Origin of the sequence: Gordonibacter faecis (assembly GCF_030077735.1) — a bacterium.
GTDB lineage: Bacteria > Actinomycetota > Coriobacteriia > Coriobacteriales > Eggerthellaceae > Gordonibacter > Gordonibacter faecis.
This window is the reverse complement of record NZ_JASJEU010000013.1, coordinates 258,824-277,854: the sequence shown is the minus strand read 5'-3', so window position 1 is coordinate 277,854 and position 19,031 is coordinate 258,824. Positions and strand designations below refer to the sequence as shown.

At 53.9% G+C, this 19,031-nt stretch carries 7 protein-coding genes and 1 pseudogene; 1 reads left to right on the top strand and 7 read right to left on the bottom strand.

The genetic code is table 11. The features are described from left to right. Positions 1-596: 596 nt before the first annotated feature. On the bottom strand, positions 597-8,777 hold the full coding sequence (locus QNJ86_RS07620) for a leucine-rich repeat protein (RefSeq protein WP_283832007.1): 8,181 nt from the start codon (positions 8,775-8,777) through the stop codon (positions 597-599). Between the two features lie 75 nt (positions 8,778-8,852). Then, positions 8,853-9,368 (bottom strand): annotated as a pseudogene (locus QNJ86_RS13900) (leucine-rich repeat protein); the annotation flags it as partial. A gap of 912 nt (positions 9,369-10,280) precedes the next feature. Here QNJ86_RS13900 and QNJ86_RS07615 point away from each other — a divergent pair. Beyond that, positions 10,281-11,159, top strand: a complete 879-nt coding sequence (locus QNJ86_RS07615) for an SDR family oxidoreductase (RefSeq protein WP_283832006.1) — start codon at positions 10,281-10,283, stop codon at positions 11,157-11,159. 307 nt (positions 11,160-11,466) lie between these two features. Here QNJ86_RS07615 and QNJ86_RS07610 read toward each other — a convergent pair whose 3' ends face one another. The 5 genes from QNJ86_RS07610 to QNJ86_RS07590 all read right to left on the bottom strand — a co-directional run bounded on the left by QNJ86_RS07610 (position 11,467) and on the right by QNJ86_RS07590 (position 18,945). Beyond that, positions 11,467-12,969 (bottom strand): LuxR C-terminal-related transcriptional regulator, encoded by a 1,503-nt coding sequence (locus QNJ86_RS07610; RefSeq protein ID WP_283832005.1) that lies wholly within the window; start codon positions 12,967-12,969, stop codon positions 11,467-11,469. 435 nt (positions 12,970-13,404) lie between these two features. Further along, positions 13,405-13,614, bottom strand: a complete 210-nt coding sequence (locus QNJ86_RS07605) for a hypothetical protein (RefSeq protein WP_283832004.1) — start codon at positions 13,612-13,614, stop codon at positions 13,405-13,407. 90 nt (positions 13,615-13,704) lie between these two features. Next, positions 13,705-14,040, bottom strand: a complete 336-nt coding sequence (locus QNJ86_RS07600; protein ID WP_283832003.1) for a 4Fe-4S dicluster domain-containing protein — start codon at positions 14,038-14,040, stop codon at positions 13,705-13,707. Continuing rightward, a complete protein-coding gene (locus QNJ86_RS07595; protein ID WP_283832002.1) occupies positions 14,033-16,336 on the bottom strand; it encodes a molybdopterin-dependent oxidoreductase in 2,304 nt (767 codons plus the stop codon). The genes QNJ86_RS07600 and QNJ86_RS07595 overlap by 8 nt, the downstream gene beginning before the upstream one ends. A 104-nt stretch (positions 16,337-16,440) precedes the next feature. Beyond that, complete coding sequence (locus QNJ86_RS07590) at positions 16,441-18,945, bottom strand: MFS transporter (RefSeq protein ID WP_283832001.1); 2,505 nt, start codon at positions 18,943-18,945, stop codon at positions 16,441-16,443. Positions 18,946-19,031 lie beyond the last annotated feature (86 nt).

Here is a 19,031-nt window from a genome sequence, read left to right as displayed (position 1 = left end):
TCCCGATGCACGTACCCCACTCACTGAGGGATATGCTCGGCATAGTAGCACGCGAGAAGGGAAAGTGAAGAGCGCCCTCGCTCCCCCATCACAAGGAGAACCAAGGGCGCCCAAGGCGATAACCGCAGGTAGAACATATTCCGCACATGTTTTGCAAAATACTTTTCGCCAAACCTGCAAATTCACAGTTTCTTCATAAATTGTTGACAACCTCAAAAGATGAAATAAGGGAGCGGACGTGCTAAAATACAACCATCGGTGCCCCGCCAATCCGGGCAGCGTATATGGCAAGGCCGGGAAACTTTCGACGGCGACCCGGCCTATTTCTTTAACCTAACGTACCTACCAAACGCTGTTCGTCGTTACTTATCCCTTTTAGAGCCCAATCTTACGATTCCGAGAACAACAGTAAATACTGCACAGACCGCAATAACAGTTTGAACATCCATGGCAACTCCAATCTACTCAAGCTGCCCAGGCGACGAAGCACCGCGTTTATTGTACTTCGTCGCCCGTCTGGATGCCCAAAATTCTTACCTTTTTAATAATTAAATACACCACGGGGGTGCCAGCGCTCATTTCCCCAGTTCATCACCCTATAAAGACACCGTCCATATGAGTGCGGCTACCTCTGTTGAGGCATCTGGGATGTAGCGGAGTGTCGTGCCTCCCAAGTCCATGCTCACCGTGCAGGACAACAGCCCCGGCTTCGCAAAACCGCTCGACACGGGCACCGTGGCGGAAGTGGCGACACTCCCCCCTCCCAGCGGCACCGCGTATGGAGTCCCGCTTGGGAACTGCACGAGCGCGCTCACCTTGCTAGGGTCGTCAAACACCTTGGATGCCCCGAACCGCTTGTCCAGACGGAGCCCCTGCACGTTCACCTCAACAGGCGTGAACGACCGCGCCTGCGCACTCGCCGTGGACACCGAGCCCGTGGCGTCAATCTCCACCGTCGCCTGAACCGGCGCCTCAAAACGCAAGATAGGCGCGCCGAATTTGCCGTACACCACCACTTCGTTCGAATCGATCACTGAATCAAAATCGAAAAGCCTCTGATAGTCCGGTTCGGTGAACCACCCAAGGAACGGATAGCCAAAACGCGCCGGATCGCTCGGCTTCGCCACCTTGCCGGTCCCCTCGTCCGTCAGCACCGATTGATACGTCGCCCACCCATCCGGACTGGAAGCATCGGGAAGCTTAAACGTTACCGGATGCACGTTCGACGGCAAGGGATTCTCAGGGTCGTCCGGAACAACCAGCTTGCGCTTCTGCGAGCCCCAATCGTACTGGCGAACAGCCGAAACAACGGGCCCTGCGAAATAGGTCAGGGTGTCAGCGTCCTTCGCCATGAAGAAATTGGTTGATTCTTGTGCCACCGCCAGCGGGAAATCAAACGTGGAAGGAAGCACTTTGAGAGAGTTGCAGCCGTCAAACATGTTATCCATCTTACCATCATCGGCGAGCGGAGCCTTAAGGGGAATGGTGAATCCCTCCGGGAGCGTCGTAAGCGCTGAACAGTCTTTGAACATGCCGTGAATTCGCACAATGTTGTCGGGAAGCTTAAAGCCCTCTGGCAAGGATTGCAGGGAGGTGCAGTTCGAGAACATAGAGTGCGCCATAGTCAACGTTTCAGGCAAGGTGAAGCCTTCTGGGAACGACTGGAGTTGCGTGCAGCCACTGAACATGTTCTCAGCTTTCTGCAAGTTCGCCGGCAAACTAAAGCCGGTTGGCAAAGCCGTCAAAGAACTGCAGGATCTGAACATATGGTATGTCGTAATAACACTATTCGGAATTCGGAAAGCCTCGGGCAGTGCCGTAATTTTCAAACAACCTTGGAACAGGGCGCCGGTATCCGTAGCGCCTTCGGGCACCTGGAACGAATCCGGAATGTTTGCAAGTGAGGTGCAATTCATGAACAGCCCATAAAGTTCTTTCGCGCCCTCAGGAATGAACACTTCAGAAATGTCAACCAGGTTCGGCATGTTTTGAAACCAGTAAGCCATAACGTTAGTTTTGACCGTTGGACTCATGACCACCTTTTTTACCAAGCTTCGCACAGGACCCCAGTAATTCTGATCGCCGCCAAACTTAAGGTCAGAAATCTTGGCGCCTTCCACGCAATCTATCGTGAGTAGGCCATCTTCGGACAGCGACCAGGTTGCTTCCTCGCCTACTCCCTCAACGCCTTCCCTGGTCGTGGGCAAAGTGCCACTGAGCGGCTGGTACTTGGCGTAAAGCGTTGTGTTACCACTCACCATGAGCGGGAAGGTGACAGCGGTAGTGTAGTCCCCGCCCCTATACCAACCCGCGAACAATCCATCAGCGCGTTTCGGAGCGGCCGGCTGGTCAAGCGAACTCCCCTTCGCAACCATAAGCGTCTGCCAGGAATAGAAGTCCGTGCCACCCTCATTCGGCAGCATAAGTGTTACAAGCGCCTGACCCTCCTGCGCGGGGTCAGTCACCAACGTGCGCTTCTGAGCTTCCCAATCAATCAAACCCTGCTGATCCTTCGGTGCCGGGAAATAGGTAGGCAGCGTACCAGTGAAAACAGAACTGGAGAAGCCAAACACGCCAACGGCATCGTTGCTCGCACTCGTATGCGGATCGTTAAGTTTGGCCTTAGCTTCATCAGAAAGCTCGCTCAAAAGACCCGCCGGGAGCACAGTAAGGTTCGTACAGTTGGTAAACGCCGAACCAAGCGACTTAACGCTTGAGAGAATCGCAAAATTCTCCGGAAGTGAACGCAAGCTTTTACAGTAGTTAAACGCCTCACTTATGCTGGTAACTCTATCGTGCAAACGAAACCCTTCCGGCAAAGATGCAAGAGAAGTGGCACAGTAGAAGAGACATCCCATTGTGTCCACGCTTTCCGGAATAGTGAAGTCGGCAGGAAGACTCTCAAGCGATTCACAATACTGGAACATGCCCCAAATGTTTGCGACCTTGCAGTCCGCCGGAAAGAGCCCCGTTGGCAGATAACGTAATTTTTTGTCATTGAAGAAGAGGTGCTGTGTCCACTTGCAATTCTCAGGAATGAAGAAGCCTTCACGTACGTCTTCAAGTTGCGTCATGTACTTGAACCATGCGGTCATGGAACGAGCACGTACGTCCTTATGCATGTTGAGTGAATACACCTCACCCGCATAGGGCTGCCAGTATTTTTTCCTGCCGTCATTCCATGTCAGGTCTCCCACGTCAATACTGCTGCCACCTTCGCATTTGAGGTTAAATGTTCCATCAGCCGTGATGCTCCACCATGCGCTACCGATATTATCATCCACCGGCAAGGCACCCTCAGCCACGTAACGGCCTCCGTGCTTTACCCACTTGCCATAAAGGGTGGTCACACCCTCGGGCAGAGGCTGCGTGAAATCAAACGGCTCAAGACAGCCCTCGTCAACACACCAGTCTGTAAACGTGTAACCCACCAGTAGTGGTATGCCGGGATTGGTAACTATACCGGACGAGTTGGTCATGGTAACTGCACGAGTAACCCAGTCGAAGTTCCCGCTGGCCTCTTGCAACTTGAACGTCACTTCACGCATCCCGTAGTTGTTCGCATCGGATGAATCCGTCACAAGTGTTCGCCGCTGCGAACCCCAGTCATAGTTCAAAACGCTGGGGTCTTTCCCCTTGTAGTATGTGGGAATATAGCTTGACTCATCACCAAACACCGAACACGTGAATGGAGTTATCCATGGCGAACCTTCTGGAGCATCCGGAAAGCTAAAACTACTGGGCAGAACAGTGAGTGAGGGGCAGTTATTGAGTATTCGATCCATACCTGAGTTCGCCTTTGTTTTCACCACGTTATTGGGAATCTTAAAGCCCTCAGGCAAGGAAACCAAGGAGACGCAATTCTCTAACATGCCATAAGCGTCAACTCCGCCGGTCTCAGGAATCCTAAAGCGGGAAGGGAGCGACTTGAGTCGCGAGCAATCCCAGAACAACCATCGCAATCCCCGTGCCTTTTCTGGCAAGGTGAAATTCTCCGGCAAGGTTTCCACGCCAGAGGCCCTAAACATACTATTCAATTCCCAAGTAGTGGAAGGCAAGCTGAAGCTCTCCGGGAACGTGCTGATAGACGAGCACCAACGGAAAATGCCATGCACGTTGGTAACCCCTTCAGGAATCGTAAACCCTTCAGGGAAAGTATGAATTGCTGAACTCTTCTGGAACGTCCATGCCATTTTCACCACATCCCGCGGGACTACCAATTCCTGAATATCCACGAGATTCGGCATGTCAGCGAACCAGAAGCATGTCGTATTAGAGGAAATGCCCGGCTGCATGGACACCTTATATACGAGATCGCGGTACGGAGCCCAGTGCCCCTCCATAGGAGTAAATTCGTCATATCCCGTATCCCAACCGAGGTTGTCAATAGTGCCGCTTCCTCTTAGGTAAAAGGTGCCGTCGTCGGAAATCGACCAGGAAGCATGTCCTTCATTATTGACGGTCGGCAAGTTTCCGCCCAGGCTACCGGCGACATACTTGCCATAAAGGGTGTATTTCCCATTCTCATCAACAGATACCTGATCCTTGATTGGCTTAGAGAAGTCGACACGCTGAGTGCACGATTCATTCGTATACCATAGAGTAAAAACTTGGTTACTTGCATAGCGAGAAGGAGCAAGCGGCTCGACAACAAGTCCCGACTCATCAGGTGAAGCAGCGGAAATGTTAGTCCATCCCGACCCCGCCTTATCGGACACCTTGAAGTTAACCGTGGTATTTTTCGGTGTTACCAGCTTTCTATTTTGATTGCTCCACCATGGTTCAGTCGCTGCCAAGACAACAGGGTCGTTGCCTTCGTAGTACAAAGGCAACATTTTTTCAGATTTAAACAACGAGGAAGCCTCTGCAATAAGAGCAGCTGGCATTGAAAATTCAGCATTAAGGGAGGTCAGATTATCACAGCCATTAAAAGCCGAGATAGAATAAAAGGGAGTTATGCTTTCAGGAATCCGAAAATGTTTGGGAAGCGATGACAACTGTTTACAATGGGCAAACATTTTGATGATATGTTGCGCACTTTTTGGCAAATTGAATGCGTCAGGCAGTTCCGCTATACCAGAACCTTCAAACATACTATCTATATGAACAAGTCCTTCAGGCAGCAAAAAAGAATCGGGCAAGAAGGTAAGATTCTTACAACCATAGAACATTCTTCCGGTCTGTTTTATCGATGTTGACAAGGTAAACCCATCGGGAAGACTCTCAATGGCTGTATTCTCAAACATAGAATTAGCAATGCTCACACTATCTGGCATCCTGAACGAATCTGCCACATGAGTCAGGGAAGTGCAGCCGTTAAACATCGACTGTACGTTTTGCAACCCATTCGGCAAAGTGAAATTCACGCTGGTCAAGGAGGCGCAGCCAATAAACATTGAGTATGCAATCTGTACGCTTTTCGGCAAAGTGAAACTTGAGGGCACTTCGATGATCCCCGTACCCCCAAACATGTCTTTGCAATTGAGGGTACCTTCCGGAACCGAAGCGCACGAAATATCGGTTAAATTCGACATATTCTTAAACCAGCACTCCATGCTGGCCGCTTTATATAGGTTACCCATATCAACACTCTTTACGAAGTTGCGCACAACGCTCCAGTGTTCATTCTCCAAAGCCTCTGTCTTATCCCACGTCCATCCAAAATCAGCAAGCTCTTCCGTACTTGCTATAACAAGCGTTCCGTCCGACATAAAATTCCAGGAGGCAATGGACCTATCGGTATTGCTTACATTGTTTATGGTGGGTAAAGGCCCGCCCGAGCACTGGAACTGGGAAAACCCGTAGTCAGTCCAAGCCTGCTGCAAGGTTTCAAAGGTGTCGCCGCTGCCGTCTTCGGCAATAGCGGGCAGGAAAACCTTGACGTTTTCTTTTGCTACCTCCACAAAAGCCGACGATACCTCAAGGTTTTTATACGCTCCGCAAGCAAGCACACCTTTAAGTGGGGCTTTTGAGAAGGCGCCGTATCCCAGAGACTCAAGGGTCGCAGGAAGCGTCACGCACTCAAGCTTCGCACACGAATTAAAGGCGTTTTGGCCAAGCGACGTCAAAGAAGCTGGCAAGTAGGCAGCCTTGAGCGAAGAGCACGAACGGAACGCCTCATTCCCTATGTGCTGCAAAGTTTGCGGGAAGTCGACAGTCGGAAGCATGGAGCAGTTCCGAAAAGCAATCGCTCCAATGGATTCAAGCGACGAGGGCAGATGAACAGTGGCAAGGGACTTGCAATTGTCAAATGCGGCATCTTTAATTTCTCGCAAGGAATCGGGAAGCTGAATGCTTGTCAGCCTTATGCATTGCTGGAACGCCGACTCGCCGAGAATTTCCAGGGTATTAGGAGAAGCAAATTCAACCCTGTTCAGAGCCGGGCAATCATAAAAAGCCGTCCGCTCAATCACGCGAACGTTTTTGGGCAGGTAGATAGAAGCTACGTGATCAATGTCAGCAAAGGCATCTTGTTCGATTACCTCAAGAGCGCTATTTTCGCTGATGGTGACCCGTGATATTTCCAAACAGCCGCGGAACGCTTGGACGCCGATGATTTCTACTGAATCGGGGATGGTGACGGCGGTGATGTGTGTGCCTCCGAAGAAGGCGCGCTTTCCTATTTCTTTGACGGGATACGATACGCCTGCAAGTTCATAGGAACTGGGGATGATGAACGTGCCGCTGATGACGTTGGGGTCTGCGGCTGCAACCGACAGGCTTGCTCCGTCGGAGCGCATGCGGAAGATCAGGCCGGACGCCTCGTCGATTGCCTCTTCTACCCATTTTGCGTAGAGCGGGAGATCGCTTGTCACGGGCGTGGCGAAATCCCAGGGCTGCGTGCATGCTTGGTCGGTATACCAACCGGCCAAGCCGTATCCCGGCCTGGAAAGAGTTGGCTCGGACAGGGGCTGGCCCTTTGCCACAGGCCACGTGAACGAGGCGGGCGTTTCGGTGCCCGTATTAAAGATGACCTGCCAGAAATCGGTCGCGACGCGGATATTGTCGTTCACCAGGCCGTATTCCATTTTTGCGTTGGCGTTTTCCCACTTGGTTTTCTCCGCGGCGGACGGCACGTAGATGGTGAGGTTTTCGGTAGGCGTGCCGGCGAACGCGTTCTTTTCGAACAGGTCAATGGTTCCTTTTACGGTGATGGAGGCGAGCTTCGTCTCATTCATGAACAGCCGGTCGGTAAGGGCGTTGCACTGCGCGCCCAGCACGATTTGCGTCAGGCTGCTGCAGTTGTGAAACGCGAGCGGCCCAATTTCCGTCACCCCATCAGGGATTTCGAGCGTCCCGAGCGAAGCGCAGTTGTAGAACGCGTTTGCGCCAATGCTTGTGAGAGTGGAGGGCAAGGCGATGTGCTCCAGAACGCGGTCATCGCCAAAGGCTCGCTCACCGATTACGGTAAGCGACGAGCCCTCTTCAAATGAGACAGAGGTAATTTGCGGACACCACGAAAACCCTTGGTCGGCAATGGCGGTTACCGCATACGTTTTACCCTGATCATCCGTAACTTGAGCCGGGATAATCACATTCCCAGCAGGCAGTAAAGCTGCATCGTCCGACCGACTGACGGACACACTTCCCCCATCAGTAAGAACGGTGAACTTGAAGGTGGTGCCAGAAAACACTTGTTCAAAGGACACATCGGTCTGCAAGGGCTTTACTTCAGAAGTGTTGTCCGTGTAGAGCAAACGACTGCTATCCGCCGAGAAAGCGCGATTGGCGGTGGACAAAGCGGCTGTCTCGCTTGTGATGAGTGTTTCCGCTTCGGCATCTACTTCAGCTTCGGGGGACGTTGGGGTGGAGGTTAGGGGGAGTTCCTCCTTGAGTTGATCGTCTTTTGGTTGAGCTTCTGGTTCCGGCTGGTTTTCTTCTGCGGGAGTACTCGGCTCTTTCACAGTGACAGGGAGAAAACCTTGCGCAAGAGTGATGTCTTCGAGTGACAAGAACACGGTGACGGCGGTTGTACCTGCTGCTTTGCCGGTGACTAATCCGTTTTCCACCGACACGGGGGCAGCGGCGTAGGAGTAGGTGAGGGTGCAGCCTTCGGGGACCTCGGTGAGGGCGTTTTCGAAGAGGTTGGCTTGTTGGCCTACCTCGAGGGTGAGGGGCTCTTCGGGGAGAGTGAGGCCGTAGGGGTTGAGGTGGTTGTTGTTGGCGATGAGGCCAAGGTTCCAAGGGTAGGTGTTGTCTGCGTTGTAGGGGCAGTAGAGGGAGAGGTTGGCGCAGCCGGCGAGGATGTCGTCGGCTACTTGTGGGGTGCCGAGGGCGACGATGCGGGTCAAGGACTCGCAGGAGGCGAAGGCGCGAGAGGCGATTGCTTGCACGCTGGCGGGGAGCCACACGTCCGTGAGCCCCGTGGCTTCAAAGGCGCGCTCGCCTAGTTCGCGGAGGGTGTCGGGGAGTTGGATGCTTGCGAGGTTGGCGCAGCCGGCGAAGGCGGCGTCACCGATGGAGGTCACGGTGGCGGGGAGGGTTACGCTTGCAAGCGCGCCGCGGTTCGCGAAGGCGTTCGCGGCAATGGTGCTCACGCGATACGACACGCCGTTGATCTCGGCGGATGCGGGGATTTCCACCTCAGCGGCGGGATCTTCTACACCTTCCCATCCGGCGGAAAGAGTGTAATCCTCCAACAGCGTAAACACGAAGCCACTTGCGGCAGCCTCAGCATCAGAACCAGCATCGGCATTCGAGCCACCCGCTTCCGGCCCCACTGTCACGCCCGGCTCGGCCGGTTCGGCAAAGTGCTGAAAGCCTGCCGCTTCCCACACGGACTTGCGTTCGTCGTAGTCCTTTCCTGCGGGAAGCGCTACCACGGCGGAGGCCTTCACTTCGTCAGCAAACGCGTTCGGGTCAATCTCGCGCACAGTGCCCAGCGCGGTGATCGACGTGAGGTCCTTACACCCCGCCAGGGCATATTCGCCAATAGTTTCCACTTCCGCCTGCAGCACCACCGAGGTACCAATGCCCGCGGGCGCGACGACGAGCGTTTTCATATCTTTACTAAAAAGCTGAGCGTTGTATGATGAGAATGCGGCGCCGCCCTCCCCAACTTCGACGGTGAGGAGCCCAGGGCATCGGGAAATGCCCAAGGCAGGGACAAAGTTCGTCTGATCGGGGATGTGGGCGGCGCCCTCCTTGCCCTCGGGAACGAGCAGGAGATGCGAGTAGTCCTTGGAAAACAGCATGTCGTCAAACGACGCAAAGCTCCCGTTGTGGGAGCTCACCTGAATGCGCGCGAGCGAGGGACACTCGGTGAGCGCCTCCTCGTCGATGTCTGTGATTGTTTCAGGAAGGGTGAGCGACTCTACGGAAGAGTCAGTGAATGCCCCCCCCCCCCCGAGGGATTTGAGGGCCGTCACCGTGTAGGTGTCCGCGCCGCTTGTTACCTGGGAGGGAATGGAGAGGTCGCCCGTGGGCGCGGTGCCGTGCCAGCCAACGAGGGCGACCGATGCGCCGTCGGGGTTTACTTCGTAGGTGAGGCCGTCAACCACAATGGTGCCCAGCGAGGCGCGCGCAGCTTCAGGCGAGAGCGCAACTTCGCCCTTTGTTTGGGCGGACGTTGCGGCTGAGTTAGTTAAGGGAAGTTGCCGGGTGACCTGCGACTTTTCTGCGGTGTTCGCGGCGTCGCCTGACCCGGAAGACGAAGTGGTGCTTGAGGTGTTGTCGGTACCTTCGGCACCAACGTCAGCGGAAGGGTCGCTGTTCGAGGCTATAAGCTCAGAATGCCCCCCCCCCCCCCCGGAGTTTTTCGGAGTCTGCCGAGGTGGCCGCCCACGCCGAGGCACCCTCAGCAAACGGGCCTGCCGCTAAAGCGCACGACAGCGCAAATGCACACGCCGCCTTGCCGTACCGTGAAATTCGGTTTCGCATGGTTATCCCTTGTCCTTTGTAGTGCTTTTTCCCGTATACGCCGCGTGACATCTTTTCCCGGTCCGTCCCTAGCAAGCGGCATATATTCGGCATAGTAGCACGCGCGGAAGGAATGTGAAGAGTGCTGCGGCGTGCGCGTTACGAGGGGAATGCGGCGCGCGAGGGGCGATAACCGCAGGTAGAACATATCCCCCGCGGAACGAAGAGCGAGACCTGCGGATAGTGGGCGTCTACACATTTTCTCCACAAGTAGCGGCATTGGGTGTTGTGGCCGCGGCGCGCGCCCGCGCCCCGAGACGCTTACCGGGCGGCAAGCGCCGTGTAACAGGCGTGCGGGCCGCACGAGCGGCGGCGTGTTCGCGCTCTATGCTGCGCCCGTACGCAACCGAAAGGAGGCTTTCATGCCTGCAACCGCAACACTGGAAACTCAGGCCCCGAAGGCGGGCTATGCCATGGACGATGTCCGCGCGAACGTGGACCCGAAGCCGCAGTTGGAAAGCGATTCCTACCGCGCGGCCGGCAAGCTTGAGGGCAAGGCCGCCCTCGTGACCGGGGGCGATAGCGGCATTGGCGCCGCGGCCGCCATCGCGTTCGCCAAGGAGGGTGCCGACGTGGCCCTCGTGTACTATTCCTCTGATGACGATGCGCAGGCCGTGGCCGATCGCATCCGCGAACTCGGCCGGCGCGCCCTCGTGTTCAAGGGCGACGTGGGCGACGAAGGGTTCTGTCAAAGCGTGGTCAAGCGTGTGGTGGACGAATGGGGCCACCTCGATGTGCTGGTGAACGACGCTGGCGAGCAGACGCCTCAGGCGAGCATCCTGGACGTGTCGCAAGCCCAGCTGGTTCGCACGTTCCAGACCAACATCTTCAGCATGTTTTTCCTGGTGAAGGCCGCGCTCCCCCATTTGCCGCAGGGCGGCACCATTGTGAACACCACCTCGGTGACGGCTTACCAAGGCTCGCCACAGCTGCTGGATTACTCGGCCACGAAGGGCGCCATCACCGCGTTCACACGCTCGCTGTCCGAGAACGAGGAACTGGTCAAGCGCGGCATCCGCGTGAACGCCGTCGCCCCCGGCCCCATCTGGTCGCCGCTGAACCCGGCGTCCTACGGCCCCGACAGCGAGAAGGTGCGCACCTTCGGCCAAGAAACCCCCATGGGTCGCCCCGGCCAGCCCTACGAACTAGCCCCCGCCTACGTGTTCCTGGCCAGCGAAGACTCCAGCTACATCTCCGGCCAAGTCATCCACATAAACGGCGGCATGGTAGTAAACGGATAACGGAAGCAGAAGGGGCCGCGAGCAACCAGCGGCCCCTTCGTGTCCACTACACCAGTAAGCTCAACTGATCAGCACTTTTTCAGCTTAATTTCAAGCGTCACTCCCGGAGGCGGTACAAGGACACTACCGCATTTTAAGCAAACCTTTGCCTGCAAATCATTTACAGTACCGCAAATCAAACAGGTTCCGTAGGGTTTGGTACCCTTTACCTCGCCCCTACATCTTCCACAACCGGTGCAAAGGTAACCGCACATAAGAACCTCCCTTTTCGGTTGAGTACCGATCACCATCGACCCCAACCCGCACCTCACGATCCCTTTACCTTGTTTTCCACAAGGTCGATCAGTTCCTGGTGGGAATGAATGTCCATTTTCTGGTAGATGTTATAGATATGGCTCTTGACCGTCGGAGTTGATAAGACCAGTTCATCACGAATGAACTGTACATTGCGCCCTCGTGCGAGCAATAGGAATATCTCCTTTTGGCGAGGGGATAGCTTGTAGAGCTCCGCAAGTTCATCGCACGTACGACTCCACCTTCCCTTACCTTGAATAACTGACTCAATGGCCTTCGAATCAAGTACCTCCAACGTAGGTTCATTGTCGACAACGACCTCGTGAAACTCCAACTTCATTTTCTTGAATAATGCCGTGTCGATCACCACCGCAATCGACACCATAAAGAAGCACAAAGCCAAAAGTATCGTCGTATCCGCCTCTAAGAGGTATAAACTTCCCGTTGCGAAAATCCATCCAAGAATGAATCCAACCGAGTTGCCCGCTTTCGATGAGTACAACTCCCACAAGCATCGCACGGAGTCGTAGGATGAATACGCGTACGCCGTATGCGCATTTAGTATCTCATAGCACCCAAACAGAACAAAAAGGATGGCAGCGCATATGAGAACCCACTCCGTCGGCCAAAGAATTCCCAAGAACAGATAACAAAAGCTCGTGACCGGCAGAAACAGCTTTGGCAATACATTGCACACATCGCGCTCACGATCGCTTAGCACGATCACCATGATCAAGGCAGCGATTGCATTCCCGAACCCAATGACGACACCGTTTGCCGGATAGAGCCAATCCGCTAAAGCGGCGCATGCCACAAATCCAAGCGCTATTGAATAGAGCAGCGTAAAAAGCCCTTTAAGAATAATGGAGCGGCGATCTTCATCAAAAGGAATCTGTTCCCGCAACTTTTTCACACCACCGGAAAAGGTTACGGGCGCTTTCCACTCTGCAGTTTCTTCTTTCCTGCCAGCGTACCTCTGGTAGGCCAAGCGCATAAAACCATATGATGCCACGGGAAGTATGGTAACCGTAGGGGACACAACCGACTGATCCACAAAAGGAAACACTGAGAGCACCAAACCGCCCACGGCAAAAGCTCCGCAAACGGTATAAAGCTGCTGTTTGTGGGACAAAACTTTAAACCTTGCTCCCCAAAGAAAAAATGTTGCAGCCTGACCGGCTCCCGCAACAAACCAAAGCATGAGCGTAATTTCAAAGGGAAGAGGCACAAAAAGCGTAACCGCAAGCCCCATGCAGAGCGCTGGAACCAATGCCTCCCAAATTTTATTGCGAAGTCCAGCGAAGGCCAAGCGACCGGTAAAAAGCAGAAAACATGTCGCCAAAGCAACGCCACCAAAAAGCGCGCACCTCAGAATAAGGAAATCGAGTTCCCCGCTGTCCCCAAGCGGCACTACGCCCTTATCCCAGCCTACGGTAAATGCCCATGCAACGAAACAGGAATACCCCGCAATATCACATAAGGGCAAGAGCACCAAACCGTTTTCAGGATCGCCCACCAAGTCCTTATTCCTTGTTGCGGCAGTATCTACGACATTTTTTGTTGCGCGCTCCATCCCTGAAGCCACCCCCTGATTGAGCCCCGTCGCACTAGGTAAAACCGCTTCTCACAACTACGTTATATACAAGAGTCCGTCGCACTGAGCGCCATCAGTGATAATGGGTAACCACACGAAAGTTTCACCCAGAATGGATGACCGAAAAAGGCGCAGCACAACGTATGTTTTAGACCCTGAGCCTATCATATTCAACGACACTCATAGGTAATACAATGCGAATTTCGAATTCTCTCCCCTTGTCTATTCTTGTCTACCTTATCCTAAAAAGACATAGACAGCCTAAAACACAACACCTCCACCTATACCCTTTCCCAACCTGCTGCTCAGGTGTCTGAAGGCACCGACCGAGTGCGCCTTCAGACACCTTTTTCGGTTCTAGTTTTGCGCTACTACCGATGCGCGGTCTTTCATGGAAAGATAGCGCCACTGTCCCAGGGCCCAGGTATAGCCAAACCCTTGAAGGTCAGCACGCGTGCAACCCATCTCCTCGCAGATGTCGACCACCTCGCGGCCGCCATCGGTCTGTTCGGTCAACCAGGAGAGTTGCTCTTCTTCCGTCAATGCAAGAAACTCGTCCTTCGTCATCAAAACCTCCTTTTTTCAAACGGGAAGCCTTCGCCAGCATCCTTCTCACCGCGAAGGCCCCCGCAAAACCACTCTCTTCCATACGCCCGCTTACACGGTGAACAGCACGGCTTTGCGATCAAGTTCGGCCATTTCCTTCGCCAACTCTTCCATATCGCCATAATGCATACAGTGCGAGCAGCAATGAAGCACACAACTTGGCACCTTGCCCGCAGCCGTACGTTCCTCGCACAAATCGCAGAGCTGGGTTGGAACGGGAATCCACTTATACTCCCATGTATCCTCGTCAATCTGCCACGGTTTGTCTTCGGCAAGCTTAATGCCATATTTCCCGGTCGGAAGACCTTTTTCCAGTTTGCAGGACACTTCGCAAGAATGGCATCCCGTACACAGCAAGTAGTCGATCATGAGTCCCTTTTTAGCCATGGTAGACCTCCTCGATTTTGTCGATATCTACGGAGGGCTCTGCCTTGTATATCTTGCACATGAGGCATTTGAAAGGCGCACCCCAGCCCAGCTTGCCAATCGTCTTGTACGGCACCAGGTTATTGACGTTCACTTCGTATACATCGAACAGCGACGGCGATGAGGCCTCGCGCTCTGGATACCACCAACCATGCTGAGAAGCGAGTGCACCCTCTTTCTGTCCCGGTTGAACCGAAAGCTTCATCTTGCAACGCCCATTGTCGTTTTCAAGCCAGACCCACTCCCCGTCGTGCAAACCGTATTTCTCGGCATCTTTGGGATTGATGTCCACAAGCGGCCAGGGCTCTACTTCACGAAGTAGCGGCACGTGGCGCTGTTCGGAATGGAAATAGGACCAGGTTCGTGCTCCCGTCGAGAGCACCATGGGATACTTTTCGGCGTATTCCGGCGTTGTAAGCGGGGAGGTCGGCGGTTCCTCGTAATACGGCAAAGGGTCATCGCCCCATGCCTCAAGCATGGTAGAGTACAGTTCAATACGGCCGGTCGGCGTCATGAAACCAGGTTGTCCGTCGGGACGCAATAAGCCTTTCTCGTATTTTTTATACTCGTAATCTACGTGATAGCTGCCATGGTCGAACAGATCCTGCATGGCGAGCGGCCGCCCATCAGGCGTCTTTAATGTGCAGAGTTTCTGGTCGTCAATGTACTCGATATCGGTTTTGTACTGGTCCCAAAGTTCCGGGCGCAAGCGGCTCCCAAGTTCGCGCATGATGGTAATGTCGGACTTTGCCTCACCTACCGTGATAGCCTTTTTAATTGCACCTATCCACGTCCCGCATGCGCCGTAGTGAGTCGCCACGTACATGTCGCGCTCGGCGTAGGTGTTAACGGGCAAGAACAGGTCGCATACCGCCTCAGCTGTTGGCGTCATAACGATATCCATAACAACGTTGAACTCAAGCTTATTGAGTGCATTCTCCCACCGCTTGGGAAGGTTACACGGGTTCGCTATAGCGTTTGCGCTTGTGAAAAAGCCCATATGGAAGAGAGAGTCCTCTTTTTCTAGCTCGTCGAGCACGGTATCGGGATGGGTGAACTGCTGCGTTCTCACCATCGCGGGATATTCGTCGACACCCACCATCTCATTGACCTTGCTCTGCGGGTCGAGGTCGGTATAGCCCGAACCTAAACCGCCAATATCGATAGCGCCCATAATGTTGCCGCCAGGGTTGTCGATGTTTCCGGTTATTGCCATCATAGCTAGGCAGCAGAAACCCATCTGAATTCCGTTAGGCTTCTGGTCAACGGCGAGGCCCCACTGTAAAGCTGCTGGGTTTGCCTTGGCGTACATGCGCGCCGCTTCGACGATCTTTTCTTCCGGCACTTCACATATCTTCGCCGCTTCGGCCGGACTCATCGTCTGCACGCGCTCGGCGAACTGATCGAATCCGAAACACCACTTCTCAACAAAATCGTGATCGTACAGATCCTCTGAAATGATCACGTTGCAAAACGCCATGCCGAGCGCTGCATCGGTGCCAGGACGCACCTGAAGCCATATCTCAGCACGAGCAGCCTCCCAGGTCAAACGAGGATCGACAACGATGAACTTCGTGCCCATGGCATACATATCAACAATCGAGTGTCCCCAGAACCCGTCAGGGTTCGACTTCAAAGGCTCTTTGCCCCATATAAGAATGACTTCAGGGCGTCGCCAACGAGGATCTTCGTAACTCGTTGGATACTGAGACGCATAATCGAGCTCAGGATACGGTGCCCCCAGCACGTAGGATGTGCATGCCATGCGGGGGCCGTAGCACGACCAGCCCGATTGCATGTATACAATGTTAGGGCTATTGAATACTCGGCACGACATAGTGGGACCCCAGTTGCCAGCCTCGCGACCGGTTCCAACAAACGTCGCAATGGAGTTAGACCCATACTGTTCAGTGCAGCGACGAACGTTAGCAACGATCAGGTCGTATGCCTCATCCCAAGACACTTGTTCCCATGCCGTATCGTCACCACGCTTGTCGCGTGCGCGCTTCATGGGATGCAGAATCCGGTAGGGGCTATATACGTATTCCGGTAACGACAGCATGCGAATGGGCAGCGCACCTTTGGTGATAGACTGCTCAGGATCTCCCTCCACCTTCTCCAGAATGCCGTCTTTCACATACAGAAGCATGCCTGCGCCCGTCGGATGATCTCCCGGAGGTGACCACGAGTTGGTGCGCGTGACGGTATAGTCCCCCTCTTGCCATGATATCGGCGTTGTGATTGTTCCGAATGCCATTGCTTCTCCAATCTTTCGCGCGCTGGACGGCCTAAGCATGCGTGCCGCCCAGCTGCGCTTCGTCTCTGCGGTTTTGCCAAACAGCCCTGCAAGACTGCCGAACGCTAATTCTCCGAAGAACTGTCTTTCATCCATGCTTTATTCCGCATGTTGAAGACCGCCCATGCGATAGCAAGAATGGCAAATGCAGCCGAGTCGACAATCAGACACATCGACGGATTGTTTCCCACGACTGAGAACACGGCACCCATGTAGTAGGAGGCAACGAAGTTGCCGAGGTTCATCGCAACCATGACAAGCGAGGCAACCATTGCAAGGCCTGCTTTGTTGGTCACATTGCCGCACTCAAGGTTAATAACAGGAATAACAAGACACCAACCGAAGCCGAATACAAGGATGCCAATAGTAAACAGCGCGACTGAATTGGCGTTAGCAATAATGATGTTACCAATAAGCGTAATTGCTAGGGCAACCGCTCCGGTATATTTCCCGAACAGGCCTATCAGCTTGTCCATGAGCACCGAAGAGACAACACCCGCAAGCACAAACACCGAAAGGAGCGTGCCTGCGATACCTGCTACCGTTGTTGGATCTTCGCCTGGAATGTTAGTTGCCATCAGCATTGAGAAGTTCATCATAGTTGGGCTGCACACCACCTGGGCAAGCAGGAAGATAACGATGAAGAACCAAGCCGTTCCAGGAATGCGCGACTTCTCTTCCGAGGTGCCTTTTGCAGCCGCCTCTTCAGCAAGCGACGGGGGCTCCTTGAAGCAGATGACAAAAATGAGAAGCGCGACAAGAGCAAGACCATACGCCCAAAATGTTAGACGCCAGTCGATCGCGCATAAAAAGCCACCGAGCAGTGTCAGTACAACACAACCTGCTTGCTGCATAGCTCCACCACGACCAAGGTACTTGGAGCGCTCTTGCTTGTTATCGACAAGGCGCAGGAAGATTGCCGCGCCCAAAGGCGACACCATGCCCATACCAAATCCGACCAGCGCTCGCGCGATAAGAATTGAGGTGAGCGAGTCGTTCCACACCGCAGGTAGGCACCCGAAAACGAAGTACACAACAAGCGCTATGATGCCGGCTACTTTAAACGGTATCTTCTTGCCCGCAACAGCCCCGATGAACAACGTACCAATAATAGTTGTAAGAGACGGCAGACTTTGAATCAGGCTGATAGTAACCGGGTTGGCATCCGGAAACGCCGCACCAAAGGCAGCCAGGGCAGGTGTCACCGCTCCCGCACCTGCAACCATGACATAAAGCGCATACACGCCCCAAGCCTCTTTCATGTTTAAGGCTTTAGCAATACTTGACATTGAACCCCTCCTAAATACTTCAAACAGACAACGCAGCAGATAAGCTGCATTCCGGTACAAAGGTGTCAGCCGCCTCCTTTCCTTCGCCGTTGCGTAAAGAGCGAATACAGCCACGACAACAGCTGCCACAATGAACAGGCCCGCCGTAAAACCAAACAGGGAACGTTCGGACGAAAAACCGAGAGATCCGACCAGCATCATGTAGTACGGGGTAAAAATCTGCCCGCCCAGCTGAAAGATGCACATCATGGTCATGCCGAGCGTTTTTCGCGTATCAGGAGCAACACGTGACATGGTCGACATAAAGAACGGGTTGATGGTTCCCATGCAGAATCCCAGCAAAACCATACCGGCGAACACAGCGGGGATGCTTTCTGAAACCGAAAGCGTAATGAACGCAGCACCGGCGAAGCACAACGAGACAACCGGAGCGAACCGTGTAAGCTTTTCGAAATACGTCGCAAAAAACAAACTAATAAGAAACGAGGCGCAAGTCATGCAGGACACGCCTGTTCCGCTGTCGGCCGACGTACCCAAACCGTTAAGTTCAACAAACAAAGATAATTTGAACGTTGCAACCATCGCAAGGACCATGAACAAAAGCATGCCTATGCCAACGAGCCACATCTTCCAATTCAGTGGCTCTTTGCGAAGCCCCCTGTCGATCGCCTCCTTTTTCTCGGGCTTAAAATCCGGCAGAAAAATCGCTTGCAACACAAGAATCGGAACAAAGATGAGATAGAAGAGAAAGGCAAGTTTCCAGTTGACAAGCGCAACCCATCCAGCCGCCATGCTCAACGTGAATGAGAGGAGCGAACCGCACGCATTCATCCATCCGAGCATTTGGTTCTTCTCATGCTCATTGAATAGGTAGGCAATCGATGAAGGCACCAGCGGAAACGCGATGCCCGCTCCAATACCAAGGATCGCGCGCGTCAGCACCAAAATGACCATGTTCGGTGCAAACATCGCCGATAAGCCGGCAAGCATGAACAACAGCGTGCCGAACATGATGAGCTTTTTCTTGTTGAAATAGCGAGCAAGAACGCTTGAGCACAGCATGGCAGGCAACATGGTCATTGCCGTTACCGACATTGCTTGATCGAGCATAAGCTCAGTGGCATCCGGATACGCTATCGCGATACTAGCCAAGAGCGGAGAGATGAGCGCCGTTTGCACCATTCCGTCATCGCCACTCAGCAACAGTGATATCTTGGCTCCGTTTTTCGACGTGCGACCTGTGCCCCACTGTGATTCATCTTGTTTGCGCGCGTAGCCCATCGAAACCCCCTTGCACGTATTCCACTTGTAGCTCTGATCCGCAGAAACAGAACGTTCAATCTTTCGCACCAACCGTTTCGTCAGGG